Origin of the sequence: Micromonospora chaiyaphumensis, from assembly GCF_900091435.1 — a bacterium.
Classification (GTDB): Bacteria; Actinomycetota; Actinomycetes; order Mycobacteriales; family Micromonosporaceae; genus Micromonospora; species Micromonospora chaiyaphumensis.
Map to the genome: position 1 here is coordinate 127,254 of NZ_FMCS01000013.1, position 13,303 is coordinate 140,556.

General features: G+C 72.8%; 10 protein-coding genes. 8 read left to right on the forward strand and 2 right to left on the reverse strand.

Annotated elements, in window-relative coordinates; all coding sequences use genetic code 11:
- Positions 1-10: 10 nt before the first annotated feature.
- Positions 11-2,689: a LuxR C-terminal-related transcriptional regulator gene (locus GA0070214_RS28300; RefSeq protein WP_091269568.1), complete on the reverse strand. Its 2,679-nt coding sequence runs from the start codon at positions 2,687-2,689 to the stop codon at positions 11-13.
- A gap of 193 nt (positions 2,690-2,882) precedes the next feature.
- Between GA0070214_RS28300 and GA0070214_RS28305 the strand changes: the two genes are divergently transcribed.
- The 7 genes from GA0070214_RS28305 to GA0070214_RS28335 all read left to right on the forward strand — a co-directional run bounded on the left by GA0070214_RS28305 (position 2,883) and on the right by GA0070214_RS28335 (position 8,254).
- Complete coding sequence (locus tag GA0070214_RS28305) at positions 2,883-4,448, forward strand: hypothetical protein (RefSeq protein WP_091269569.1); 1,566 nt, start codon at positions 2,883-2,885, stop codon at positions 4,446-4,448.
- Positions 4,449-4,563: 115 nt separating this feature from the next.
- Positions 4,564-4,854: an ATP-dependent Clp protease adapter ClpS gene (gene clpS, locus GA0070214_RS28310; protein ID WP_091269570.1), complete on the forward strand. Its 291-nt coding sequence runs from the start codon at positions 4,564-4,566 to the stop codon at positions 4,852-4,854.
- A complete protein-coding gene (locus GA0070214_RS28315) occupies positions 4,851-5,354 on the forward strand; it encodes a DUF2017 domain-containing protein (protein ID WP_091269571.1) in 504 nt (167 codons plus the stop codon). The genes clpS and GA0070214_RS28315 overlap by 4 nt, the downstream gene beginning before the upstream one ends.
- Positions 5,355-5,409: 55 nt before the next feature.
- Positions 5,410-5,895, forward strand: coding sequence for a M67 family metallopeptidase (locus tag GA0070214_RS28320; RefSeq protein WP_091269572.1), 486 nt, complete (start codon positions 5,410-5,412; stop codon positions 5,893-5,895).
- Between the two features lie 71 nt (positions 5,896-5,966).
- On the forward strand, positions 5,967-6,302 hold the full coding sequence (locus GA0070214_RS28325) for a MoaD family protein (protein ID WP_091269573.1): 336 nt from the start codon (positions 5,967-5,969) through the stop codon (positions 6,300-6,302).
- Between the two features lie 14 nt (positions 6,303-6,316).
- Positions 6,317-7,282 carry a PLP-dependent cysteine synthase family protein gene (locus GA0070214_RS28330; RefSeq protein WP_091269574.1) on the forward strand — a complete coding sequence of 322 codons (966 nt, stop codon included), beginning with the start codon at positions 6,317-6,319 and terminating at the stop codon, positions 7,280-7,282.
- A gap of 225 nt (positions 7,283-7,507) precedes the next feature.
- Positions 7,508-8,254 carry an MBL fold metallo-hydrolase gene (locus GA0070214_RS28335; protein WP_091269575.1) on the forward strand — a complete coding sequence of 249 codons (747 nt, stop codon included), beginning with the start codon at positions 7,508-7,510 and terminating at the stop codon, positions 8,252-8,254.
- 68 nt (positions 8,255-8,322) lie between these two features.
- Here the strand turns inward: GA0070214_RS28335 and GA0070214_RS28340 are convergent, their stop codons facing one another.
- On the reverse strand, positions 8,323-11,154 hold the full coding sequence (locus GA0070214_RS28340; RefSeq protein WP_244167889.1) for a M36 family metallopeptidase: 2,832 nt from the start codon (positions 11,152-11,154) through the stop codon (positions 8,323-8,325).
- Positions 11,155-11,502: 348 nt separating this feature from the next.
- Here GA0070214_RS28340 and GA0070214_RS28345 point away from each other — a divergent pair, with 348 nt between their 5' ends.
- Positions 11,503-13,272 (forward strand): LVIVD repeat-containing protein, encoded by a 1,770-nt coding sequence (locus GA0070214_RS28345; RefSeq protein WP_091269577.1) that lies wholly within the window; start codon positions 11,503-11,505, stop codon positions 13,270-13,272.
- Positions 13,273-13,303: the final 31 nt, after the last annotated feature.

Consider the following 13,303-nt stretch of genomic DNA (forward strand, 5'->3'; position numbering starts at 1 on the left):
AGCCTAGAGTTCAGGCCGGACTCCCGCCGTCGTGGCCCGGCATCGACCGCAGCGCGGCCCGCAGTTCCGCGCGGCCGGCCACACCGAGCTTGCTGTAGACCCGCTGGAGGTGGTTCTCCACCGTGCGGGTGGAGAGGAAGAGCCGCTCGGCGATGGCTCGGCTGGTCACGCCGTCGGCGGCGAGCCGGGCGACCTCCCACTCCCGTTCGCTCAGGGTGGGGCGGAGCAGCCGCAGCGCCGGCGTGACCACCTCGTCGCAGCGGCGGAGCAGCTCGGCCAGGCGCTCCCGGGCCGGGCCGGTCGCGCCGGCCCGGCCGCCGCGCATCCGGTGCAGCGCCATCGCGGTCGCCTCGGCCGCGTAGACGGTCAGCTCCCGGGCGGCGAAGCCGTCGGCCACGGCGAGCAGGTCGTCGGGGGAGCCGTCGACGGCGGCGCGGGCGTACCGGGCGACCAGCGGCGGCAGCACCCCGTCGACCTGCTCGGAGAGCTCGGTGAGGCGCTGCGCCACGGTGCGCCGGCCGCCGTCGGTGCAGGTCGGCCCGACCGACGCGGTGGCCTGGTCGTAGCGGACCAGGTCGAGCAGGACCAGCAGCTCGTGGCCGGCCAGGCCGTCCTCGCGCAGCCGGTCGGCGAGCGCCGAGAGGTGCTTGGTGGCCGCCGGCAGGTCACCGACCACCGCGTGCACCGCGCCGCGGGCCTGCTCCAGCCAGGGGTAGAGCACCGCCATCCCGGGCGCGTGCGTCCGGTCCGCCTCGGCCATCGCCTCCGCGGCGTGGGTGGCGTCGCCGCGCAGCGCTGCCGCCTGGGCGCGCTCGGCGTGCGCCAGGCCGGCGTAGACCCGGCTGGTGGCGAGCACGGCGCAGGCGCCCAGGCTGGTTTTCAGCGCCTCGTCGCCGCGCCCGCGCAGCCGCGCCGCGTACGCCTGGAGGATGGCCAGGTAGCCCGTGCCGAGCCGGAAGTCCCCGGCGCCGGCCAGGTCGGCGAACTCGTCGGCGACGATCGCGTCGATGCCGGCCAGGTCGCCGGAGAGCGCGAGCCGGGTGCCCCGGGCCAGCTCCATGGCGAGCTGGAGGTAGGGCATGTCGCCCCGCCAGTGCGCCGCCTCGGCCTGCACCCGGGCGATCGCGGTGGCGCTGCGCCGGTACTGGCCCTGCGCGGCCTGAAGGTGCGCGAGGGTGCACCGGGCCAGCTCGCGCGCGGCCATCGGGGCCGCCGGCCGGTCCAGCACCGCCTGGGCCAGCCGGACCGCGGTGTCGGTGTCCAGCCGGTGCAACCGCATGATCGCCTCGAAGGCGCGGACCCGGGCCCGGTCGGCCGGGTCGGTCAGCTCGGCGCCCCGGGCGGCGATCTCCTCCACCGTGGACTCGCGGCTGAGCCCCCAGTAGCTGACCATGCCCCGGGCGGTCAGCCACCGGCCGCGCCGCCGGTCGTCCTGGATCGCCCCGCCCACCTGGTCGAGCACCGCGATCGCCTCGTCGGGCCGGTCGGCGAACATGAGGATGGTGGCGAGCAGCTCCGCCGCGTCCGAGCCGCCCTCGCCGTCCAGCGCCGCCCGGGCCAGCCGGGTGGCGAGCGGCACGTCGTACCGGCCGAAGGCCTGGGCGGCCGCGTCGAGCAGCAGGGCCGGATCCTGCGCCGTGCCCGAGTCGAGCCGCCAGACGGCGACCCGCAGCAGGTCGTCGCGGCGCCGCTTGCCCACCCGTTCGAGCAGCCCGGCCAGGGTGGCCTGGAGTCGGCGGGTGCGGCTGACCGGGCACCGCCGGCGCATCACCTCGCCGTAGAGCGGATGGGCGAGGCGGACGTTCAGCCGCCGGTCGTCGTGCACCATCGAGATGAGGCCGCGCTCCTCGGCGGTCTCCACGTCGGCCGGGTCGACCGCCTGCTCCAGCAGGTGCAGGCCGAGCGGCTCGCCGAACGCGACGAGCTCGACCACCGCCCGCACGCCGGGCGTGAGCTGGCCGATGCGGGTGTCGATCAGCTCGGTGAGGCTGGGCGCCAGCTCCAGCCGGCCGGTCCACTTCCAGATCCCGTACGTCTTGCTCAGCTCGTCGCCGCCGGAGGCGGCCAGCACCAGCTCGCGCAGCAGCAGCGGGTTGCCGGCGGAGAGCCGGTGCAGCCGCTCGGACGAGCCGGCGTCGACCGGCCCGCCCAGGATCGCGGCGAGCAGCCCGGTGGTCTCACTCGGGCCGAGCGGCCCCAGCTCGACGAGGTCGACCAGGTCGTCGGTCCACAGGGCACGGATCGGCAGCGGGATCTGCTCGCCGTTGCGCAGCGTGCCGAGCACTGTGGCGTTCTCGGAGCGGGCGATGAGGTGCACGAGCGCCGCCGACGGTGGGTCGAGCAGGTGCGCGTCGTCGATCGCCAGCACGATCGGCCGGCCGGCGGCCTGCTCCTGGAGCACGTCGACCGCCCAGCGCAGGACGCCGGCGGGGGAGAGGCCCTGCGGCTGCTCGGCCGGCAGCACCTGGACCAGCCCACCGAACGGCAGCGCGACGGTCGTGGCGCTGGCCGCCACGGACCAGATCGCGTAGCGGTCGGTGGAGAGGGCGGCCACCCCCTCGCGCAGGAGCCGGCTCTTGCCCACCCCGGCGCTGCCGCTGAAGAGCAGCCCGCGTCCCTCCGCACCGCCGGCCGCCGACAACAGACGGTCGAGCTCAGCCGTGCGGCCGACGAACTCCCACCGACTCATCGGTGCAGCATATCGATGGTGTTCCCTCCGCGTGTACACCGTCACGCAGCGAAGTTGAGTAATCTGTTGATTACCCCTGAGTAGCGGAGGTGTTCGGTGTCGGATCTCCGACAGCCGTAGGCTTCCGGCATCCCCTTTGACCAGGGAACCTCCACGCGACCGACCGCAACCGGTCGCCCTACTGGGAGGCCTGATGAAGCCAGGTCCACTCCCCTCGGTCGACGTGCCCGATCCGGGCGCGTCGGCCGAGGCGCCCCGGTGCGCGTCGCTGCCGACCCGGCTCGGCGTGACCGAGCCGGGGCCGGACGAGCCGCTGGGCGTCGTGGTGACCGGGCCGGCCGGCGCCGGCCGCCGCGAGCTGCTCGCCGGCCTGCTCGACCTGGACCCCGGGATGCTCGCCGTGCCGGCCGGGAGCCACCTGCTCGTCCAGCACGCCAAGGTGCCCACCCGGGCCGCCTACGTGCCGGGCTACCGCCAGCCGCACTCCTACGGCGCCGACCCGCTCGCCGCCGGGCCGGCGCTGGCCCGCCCGCCCCGCCGCGTGGTGCTGAGCCTGCCGGATCCGCTGCTGCGCCACTTCGCCGTGCTCGACACGCCGGACAGCGGCACCCTCGGCGTGGCCGGCGGCCGGGTGCTGCTCGACGCGACCGGCCGGGCCGGGGCCCTGCTCTTCGTGATCTCCGCCGACCAGGCGTTCAGCGCGGCCGAGCTGCACCTGCTCGCCGAGGTGGCGCGCACCCGGGTCGAGGTGTTCTTCGCCGTCACCCCCGGCGTGGCTGGCTGGGCGGCGCCGGCGGACGGCACGACGACGGAGGACACGGGGGCGTCCGGGTCGTCGGCCGGCCGGTCCGGCCCGCCCGGCCCCGCCGCCCGCCGCTACGACGCGGTGGAGGTCTCCGTCGCGGCGCACCGGGCCGCGCTGCTGGCGGCGGTGCCCGCGCTCGCCCAGGCCCGCTGGTTCCCGGTCCGCCAGAGCGAGCACTCGGTGCTGCGCCGCGCGCTGGTCGGCTGGGCCGCCGACGAGGGGCTGCGGCGGGCCAGCTCCCGCCCGCCGGAGCCGCCCGGCGCGCACGGCCGGGTACCCGTGGTGGCCGGCTCCGACCCGGCCGACCTCACCGAGCGGATCGACCGCCAGGCCCGCTCCTGCGCCCAGCGGATCCGCCAGCACCTCGCCCTGGAGCTGGCCAACATCCACCTCCGGGTGGTGCAGGAGATCGTCTTCGGGGTGGGCTGCGCCGGCCTGCCGCAGCTGCTCGACCGCGAGATGGAGGCTTTGTCCCTGCTCGCCACCGCGCAGTGCGACGAGGCGGTCCGGGGCATCGTCGACGACGCGGCCGCCCGGGTCTTCGGCGCGCCGCTCGCCGAGGGGGTGCGCCGGCGGATCGCGCACGCCGTCCGCTGGGGCCTGGCCGACCATCCGGACGGCCGTGAGCTGGACCGCGTGCTTCTCGTCACCAGCACCGCCGGGGTGGCCGGGCTGGCCGGCGCCGGCGCTCTCGACGCCCTCGCCGGCTACCCGGGCGGGGAGCGCGACGAGACGCTCCCGCCCGTCGGGGTGGCACTCAACGGCGGGTGCTGGCAGCACTGGCGGGTGCCCGGCAACGCCGACCCGAACGTGGCCCGCTCGTGGGCGCAGCGGGCGCTGCGCGAGGTCGAGCTGGAGCTGTCGCGCCAGGTGTCCCGTCGCTTCGAAGTGATCCGCCTCTCGCTCGGCGCGGTCCTCACCGATGCTGTCGACCACGGCATCCTGCTCGCCTGAGGCCGGGGCCGCCGCGCCGCCGCCGGGCCCGCCGCACGCGGCCCGGCCGGGTGATCCCGACCGCCGCGCCGTTCCGGTTCATCGGTTCCCCGGATCCGGTGGCACGATGGGGGGCATGGCGGCTCCACAGGTTGCGCCGGTCGAGACGCCGGACACCGAAGAGGTGCCGGTCTCCGACCGGCCATGGGTGACCATCGTCTGGGACGATCCGGTCAACCTCATGACGTACGTGACCTGGGTGTTCCAGAAGCTCTTCGGATACAGCCGGGAGAAGGCCGAGCAGCTCATGCTGGACGTGCACCACAAGGGCAAGGCGGTCGTCTCCAGCGGCGCCCGGGAGCGGATGGAGCACGACGCGTCGCAGCTGCACGCGTACGGCCTCTGGGCGACGGTGGACCGGTCATGAGCATGTTCCGCCGCCAGGGCGACCGCTACGTGGCCATCTTCGCGGTGGACGAGGTCCGGGTGCTGCGCAAGGTCGCCTCCGAGGTGGTCGGCCTGCTCACCGACGGCTTCGACCACGACGACCCGGTGGTCGGCCGGCTCTTCCCCGAGGTCTACCCGGACGACGCGGCGGGCAGCGCCGAGTTCCGCCGCTACACCGAGGGCGACCTCAAGACCGCCAAGATCGACCAGGCGGGGGCGATCCTCGCCGCGCTGCCCGACGGCGACAGCGGCGGCGACGTGCGGCTCGACGCCGAGGCGGCCGAGGCGTGGCTGCGCGCGCTCAACGACGCGCGGCTGGCCATGGGGGTCCGGCTGGAGATCAAGGACGGCACCGACCTGGGCGAGGAGCTGGACGACGCGGTCGCCGAGGACCCCACCTCCTCCCGCGTGTTCCAACTATCGGTCTACGCGTACCTGGGTTATCTCCAGGAATCCCTGCTCAACGCCTTGATCGACTGAGCCGTGACGGCGGCCACCTCGCGGGCCGGGACGGCCAGGGGCTAGGCTTGGCGGCGTGCTGAGCATCGACCGGTCGATCATCGACGCGATCGTGGCCCACGCGCGTCGGGACCACCCGGACGAGGCGTGCGGCGTGGTCGCCGGTCCCGCCGGCAGCGACACTCCCACCCGGCTCATCCCCATGGACAACGCCGCCCGCTCCATGACCTTCTACGAGTTCGACTCGATGGAGCAGCTGCGGGTGTGGCGGGAGATGGACGACCGCGACGAGGAGCCGGTCGTCATCTACCACTCGCACACCGCGACGGAGGCCTACCCGTCCCGCACGGACGTCTCCTTCGCCGGGGAGCCGGGGGCGCACTACCTGCTCGTCTCGACCCGTGAGCCCGACACCGAGGAGATCCGCTCCTTCCGGATCGTCGACGGCGTGGTGACCGAGGAGCCGGTCGAGATCGTGGCTGCCGTGGACCCGCACGCCGTCCAGTCCTACATGTTCGGGCAGAGCCCGGCGACGGTCGACTACGAGTGTTCCGACCGCTGATCCTCCAGCGCCGGCACACCCTTTCTTCTTCCCGTCACCTGGCACGACCCGAACAAGGAGCACGAGACATCATGGCCATCGAGGTTCGCATCCCCACCATCCTGCGCAGCTACACCGGCGGCGCGAAGGTCGTCGAGGGCAGCGGCGACACCCTGGGCGACCTGCTCGCCGACCTGGACTCCCGGCACGGCGGCCTGCGGGCCCGGCTGGTGACCGACGCGGGCGCGCTGCACCGGTTCGTCAACGTCTACGTCAACGACGAGGACGTCCGCTTCCTCGGCGCGCTCGACGCCAAGCTCAACGACGGCGACAGCGTCACCATCCTGCCGGCCGTGGCCGGCGGCGCGTTCGGCTTCGCCGCGGCGGCCGCCATCGCCGGTCACCGCGCGGCCGTCGCCGCCCGCTGAGGGCGGCCGGCGGCATGGCACGGTACGACAGCCTGCTCGACGCGTGCGGGGGCACGCCCCTCGTGGGGCTGCCCCGGCTCTCGCCGACGGTCCCCGACGGGGCGCCGCCGGTGCGGCTCTGGGCGAAGCTGGAGGACCGGAACCCGACGGGCAGCATCAAGGACCGGGCGGCGCTGTTCATGGTCCGGGCCGCCGAGGAGGCCGGCCGGCTCCGCCCGGGTGACACCATCCTGGAGCCGACCAGCGGCAACACCGGCATCTCGCTGGCCATGGTGGCGAAGCTGCGCGGCTACCGGCTGGTCTGCGTGATGCCGGAGAACGTCTCCACCGAGCGGGTCCAGCTGCTGCGGATGTACGGCGCGGAGATCATCTTCTCGCCGGCGGCGGGCGGCTCGAACCAGGCCGTCGCCACCGCCAAGCAGATCGCCGCCGAGCACCCGGACTGGGTGATGCTCTTCCAGTACGGCAACGAGGCGAACGCCCGGGCGCACTACGAGACGACCGGGCCGGAGCTGCTGCACGACCTGCCGACCATCACCCACTTCGTGGCCGGCCTGGGCACCACCGGCACGCTGATGGGCACCGGGCGCTACCTGCGGGAGAAGGTCGACGGCATCCAGGTCGTCGCGGCCGAGCCCCGCTACGGTGAGCTGGTCTACGGGCTGCGCAACATCGACGAGGGCTACGTGCCCGAGCTGTACGACGCCACCGTGCTCTCCCGGCGGTTCTCGGTGGGCACCCGGGACGCGGTGCTGCGGACCCGGCAGCTCGTCGAGGTGGAGGGGATCTTCGCCGGCTTCTCCACCGGAGCGATCCTGCACGCCGCCCTCGCGGTGGCGCACGAGGCGGTCCGGGACGGCCGCCGCGCCGACGTGGCCTTCGTGGTCGCCGACGGCGGGTGGAAGTACCTGTCGACCGGGGCGTACGGCGGCACCCTCGCGGACGCCGAGGACGCTCTGGAGGGGCAGCTCTGGGCCTGACGGCGCCACGGTCGGTTCGGCCCGCGTACGGCGCGGACCGGACCGACCGTGCCCGCCCGGGACCGGACGCGTGCGGGTGTCACGTTGATGACAACTTCCGGCAGATGATTCTTGCCCGACCGGGCCGACGCGTAGGCTGCGCAGCGTGGCGAACGCGTCGGTAGAGATCATCGGCGGGGCGACCGCCGGCGTGTCGACTACCAAGCGTGAGATCGAGGCGACCGGATGCGACTGACCGTCCTCGGCTGCGCGGGCAGTTTTCCCGGGCCCGAGTCTCCCTGCTCCGCCTACCTCATGGAGGCCGACGGGTTCCGCCTCCTGATCGACTTCGGGGTGGGGTCGCTCTCCACGCTCCAGCGCTACGTCGGGCTGCACGCCCCCGACGCCATCCTCCTCACCCACCTGCACTGCGACCACATGTTCGACGCGGTGTCCTACGTGGTGGTGCGCCGGTACGCCCCGGACGGCCCCTACCCGCCCCTGCCGATGTACGCCCCGTCCGGCGCGCCGGACCGGATCGCCAGCGCGTACGGGCAGGAGGAGGGCTCGGTGGAGGACGTCTACCAGTTCTACGGCCTCCAGCCGGGCACCTTCCCGATCGGGCCGTTCACCGTGACCGTCGACCGGATGAACCACCCGGTCGAGACGTACGGGGTGCGGCTGGAGCACGGCGGGCGGGTCTTCTGCTACTCCGCGGACACCGCACCCTGCGACGCGCTGCTGCGCCTGGCCCAGGACGCCGACGTGTTCCTCTGCGAGGCCAGCTACATGGACGGGGTGGAGAACCCGCCGGACCTGCACCTGACCGGCCGGGAGGCCGGCGAGGCGGCGACCAAGGCGGGGGTGGGCCGGCTGCTGCTCACCCACCTCGTCCCCGCCTGGGGCAGCGAGTCGCACACCGTGGAGTCGGCGGCCGGCGCGTACGGCGGACCGCTCGAGGTGGTCCGCGCCGGCGCCTCCTACGAGGTCTGACCACCTGTCCCGAGCACGCCGGAGGGAGCGCCCCGGGCCGGGACGCCCCCTCGGGAGTGGCGGCGGTGCTACGACCCGGCGACGAACCGGAAGTAGGTGCGGTACTGGAATCCGTTGTCCAGGGTCAGCACGAATTCGCGGCAGGTGCCGGCCCAGGCCGGGTCGGTCTTCCACGGGTAGTTGTACTGGCCGTTGGCGTTCACCGAGAGGTGTGAGCCGCCGGGGTTCTGCGCCGCGACCGGGGTGGGTCGCGGGGTGATCGCGCCGTCGGGCCCGACGGTCCGGAGGGTGTCGCAGTCGACCAGCCGGGAGTACGGCGAGCCGCTGGCGAGGATGTCCAGGCCGCGGTTGCTGGCGAGCTTGAACTTCATCGGTACGGCGTCACCGGCGACGACGGTGTTGAGCGCCGGCTGGGCCGAGCGGCCGACGAAGTCCCCCCGGCAGGACGGGTGGGTGTCGAAGGCCTCGGTGTTGTCGTCGCGGGCCGTGGTGCCCTGCACCGCGCTGTAGCCGAGACCCCGGCGGGCGAACGAGCCCCAGATGATGCAGGCGTTCTCGCCGCCGGTCAGCGCCGCGTCGGCGGCGATGATGGCGTTGCGGCCCGTGACGAAGCCGGGGCCGCAGCCCTGCATCTTGAGCCCGTCGATGACGAGCTGGAGGGCCAGGTTGTTGCCGCCGGTGTTCCACGGCTCGTAGACGGCCGGGTTGAACCCGTGCCGGTCGATCAGGTTCCAGGTCATGTCCCACAGGACCGACGCCCACGCGTGCCCGATGCCGTGCGGCACCGCCAGGGACGTCCCGTTGAGCCAGCCGCCCGTCTTGATCCCGTCGTAGGTGAACGGCTGGATCTCCATGTTCCGGGAGTACGGCCGCGGCCGGATGCCGGCGCCGTGCCGGTCGTCCTGGAACAGCACGTACGGGCCCATGCCGCGCTGCCCGTCGGCCGTGTCGAACGTCGGGTCGAGCAGCGTCGTGACCGCCATGAAGTCACTCCAGCCCTCGCCCATCTGCTCGTTGCCCGTCAGGCAGTTGACCGTCGGGCCGCCGGTGAGCCGGTTGGAGATGCCGTGCGTGTACTCGTGGATGATGACCCCGGCGTCGAGGTCACCGTCGCGGATGCCCGGGTGGTTCGGGTGCTTGCGCACCGACCCGGTGGCCTCGCCCGCTTCGATGGCAGCCTTGATCGCGTTGCCGTCGGCCTGGGTCACGGCGACGGCCGGAATGGTGACCGGCGCGGATGTCATGAGCCCGGTCAGCACCGGGGCGCTGCCGGTGGCGTTGTGGGCGACCACCAGTGCCTTGGCGCCGAGCGACTGGGCGACCTGGGCCCGCTGCAGGTAGGTGCAGGCCGTGGTGCCGCCGTCGACCACGCTGATCCACCCGCCCGACGGCGGGGTGGCGGGGTAGGTCGCCGTGGTGCAGCCGGTGCCCGCGTACACGAGGCGGTGCCCGGCCAGGCCGGCCGTGGTCGGTGCCGGCGTGAACCGCGCCCAGGACGCGTCGAAGGAGCCGACGCCGTCCACGACGACCTGGTTCGGGCTGCCGAACTGGGTGCCCGGCCACAGGTACATCTGCATGCGCGGTGCGCCGACGCCGTCCACCGCCGGGGTGGAGAAGTTGGCGTTGTTGGTGCCGCGGCCGTCGGCCGCCTCCGCCCGGACGTAGTCGCCGCCCGCGCCGCCCCGACCGTAGTTGTTCGCCTGGAAGTTCCCCGACACCTCGTCGAAGCCGTACTGGTAGGTGACGTCGTGGATGATGTTGTTCCAGTAGAAGAGGTTGTCGGTCGCGGCGTCCCGGTAGTTCTGGGCGTGCTCGCCGAGGTCGAGCGGGTGGTCGAAGGTCAGGTTCGCGCCGCCGTCCGGGCTGCTGCCGAAGTCGGGCGCGTTGTTGTCGTCCTCGTCGTGGTAGGCGTGGACGTTGTTGCCCTGGGTGGTGGTGTGCTCGGCCCCCGCGGCGCCGTCGACGTCGTGCCAGCCGTACGGCGAGGCCGTCCCGTCGGCCGGGTTGGTCACCAGGGTCCGCGCTGCGTCGTTCGGGCTCTCGGCCGGGCCGGCGAAGACCCGGTAGCTGGAGCCGTCCGGCACGGGGTTGCGCGACCCGAAGGCCGCGCTGTTCAGCGTCGTCGAGCGTCCCGGCGCGCTGCGGTCCAGGTTGTCGGCGACCTCCTTGACGTCCTCGTGGATCGTCCAGTCGTCGGCCTTGAGCAGCTTGCCGCTCTGGGCGTCGACGGCCGCGTTCCACAGGTGGGTGTCGGTGGAGTCGTCGATGACGAGTTGCCAGGCCAGGCGGAGCCCGTCGGCGGTGGGCTGCCAGCCGAGCTTGGCGGGGATGGGCTGGTCGGAGATGCCGGCGCCGGAGACCACCGTGCGCTGGGCGGTGCCTGCGCTGCGGCTCATCACCCTCGGGTCAGCCGGATCGGGCAGATCCAGGGCGTCCGCGGCGGCGTGCACCGCCTCGACCGCGTCGAGCGTGGCGGCGCCGGAGGCGTTGTCGGCCAGCCCGGGGACCAGGGTGTCACCGACGAACACGACGCTGCCGTCGCGGGCGATGTTCACCGTGGCGGTGGCGCCGAAGACCTCGAGGTCCTTGTAGCGCTGGGCCAGGTTGACGTGGGTGACGCCGTTGTGGCGGCTGGTGTAGCTGGAGGCCACCGCGAGGTCGGCCAGGTCGGTGGCGCGTACCCCGTGATCGGCGGGGTGTGCGCGCAGGTAGGACGTGGCGATCTCGTTCGGTGTGCCCTGGTTGGGGCCGGTGAGGAAGGTCGGGTTCGCGGGGGCGGCCTTGTCCGGCTCCGCTGCGGCGGGCTGCGCGGTCAACGTCGTCATGGACGCGACCAGGGTGGTGGACAGCAGCAACGTGGCATTGCGGCGAACACGGGACGGGCGTGAGGGCAGGGGCACCGCTGCTCCTTTCGACGTCGGAGAAGACAGCGTCAAGCGCCGATCCGTCCGCACAGGCGGTCACTTTCTGTGCGCAAGCCGGTGCGGATCGAATTGCATCGACGCTACGGGGCGGCTCGCCGGCGGTTCATCCGACGAGTGGCGAAAGATCGGCCCTCCAGGTTCGACGCATGTCGTGACCTGCGGATCACGGGAAGGTAAAGCACAAAAACTTGCCTTCGCAAATATGTACATACGCCGCACTGGCCTCTTGACCTGCGGATCAGCGTCGGTACGGTCCTTACTCACACGACGCGCCGTGCCTGCCATGTGGACGTTGCGTCAGGTCCTTCGAACGGAAGGCATCGCATGACACACCACCTCAGTCCAAGGTCACGTAAGGGCCGACAAGCGCTCGGCCTCATCGCGGCCGGCGTGCTCCTGGCCGGCGCGGTGCCGGGTACGGCCTCGGCGGCCGAGCCCGATCCACGAATCGGACTCGGCGCCGGCTGGCTCGACGCGCAGTCGGCGATCAGCAATCTCGAGCAGGTCGCGCACCGCGACAAGCCTGCGGGCATGGTCGACCCGGCGAACCCGGGCAACGGCGGGTTCTACAACTCGGACTTCGCCTTCGGCGGCGGGTACGCGTTCACGGGCAACTACAACGGGTTCAACATCTTCGACGTCTCGGCGCCCAGCGACCCGCAGCTGGTCACCAGCGTCGTGTGCCCGGGTGGGCAGGGTGACATCTCGGTCCACGACAACCTGCTGTTCATGTCGGTGGAGGAGACCCGCGGGCGGGTCGACTGCGGCACGAACCCCAGCGTCGGCACCCGGTTCCAGGGCGTCCGGGTCTTCGACATCAGCGACGTACGCAACCCGGTGCAGGTCGCGGCGGTTCAGCTCTGCCGCGGCTCGCACACGCACACCGTGGTGACCGACCCCGACGACGCGAGCAACGTCTACGTCTACGTCTCGGGCACGACCTCGGTGCGCCCGGCGACGACGATGGCCGGTTGCAACAACAACCCCGCGAACGGGAAGGACCCCTCGCGTTGGCGGATCGACGTCATCAAGGTGCCGGTGGCGGCGCCTGAGCAGGCCGCCGTGGTGAACCAGCCGCGGCTGTTCACCGACCCGGAGACCGGCCGGATCGACGGCCTGCAGAACGGGCCGGTGACGCCCCGGCACCCGTCCGGGTCGAACTGGTCGCCCACGCCGAACACCAACGCCTGCCACGACATCACCGCGTACCCGGAGATCGGGCTGGCTGCCGGCGCCTGCCAGGGCAACGGCATCCTCATCGACATCTCGGACCCGGCGAACCCGCGCCGGATCGACGAGGTGTCCGACCCGAACTTCGCGTACTGGCACTCGGCGACGTTCAACAACGACGGCACCAAGGTGATCTTCACCGACGAGTGGGGCGGGGGCAGCGGTGCTCGCTGCCGGGACACCGACCAGCCGGAGTGGGGCGCCAACGCCATCTTCGACATCGTCGACCGGAAGATGACGTTCGCCAGCTACTACAAGCTGCCGGTCCCGCAGTCGCTGCAGGAGAACTGCGTGGCGCACAACGGTTCGCTGATCCCGGTGCCCGGCCGCGACATCATGATGCAGGCCTGGTACCAGGGCGGCATCTCGGTGTTCGACTTCACCGACTCGGCCCACCCGCGGGAGATCGCGTTCTTCGACCGCGGGGCGGTCAACCCGAACTCGCTCGTGCTCGGCGGGTTCTGGTCGGCGTACTGGTACAACGGCAGCCTCTTCGGCAACGAGATCGCCCGCGGCCTCGACGTGTTCAAGCTGACCCCCAGCGAGCACCTGTCGAAGGCGGAGATCACGGCGGCCGAGGAGGTCCAGCTCGGCCAGTTCAACGCCCAGGGCCAGCCGAAGATCACCTGGACGCCGAGCTTCGCCCTCGCCCGTGCGTACTACGACCAGACGGTGCGTGCCGACGCCATCGGTCACCCGCTGAAGTCCCAGGTCGACAAGTTCCTGGAGCGGGCCGAAGGGTATGCGGCCGAGGGCAAGCGGTCCGCCGCCGCCGCTCAGCTGCGGGCACTGTCCAACAAGCTCGGCGCGCCCGAGCACCAGACGTTGAAGAAGGCCGTCCTGGACCTGGCGGACACCCTCTGACCCGTCGCTCAGTGAAGGGCACCTCGGATCG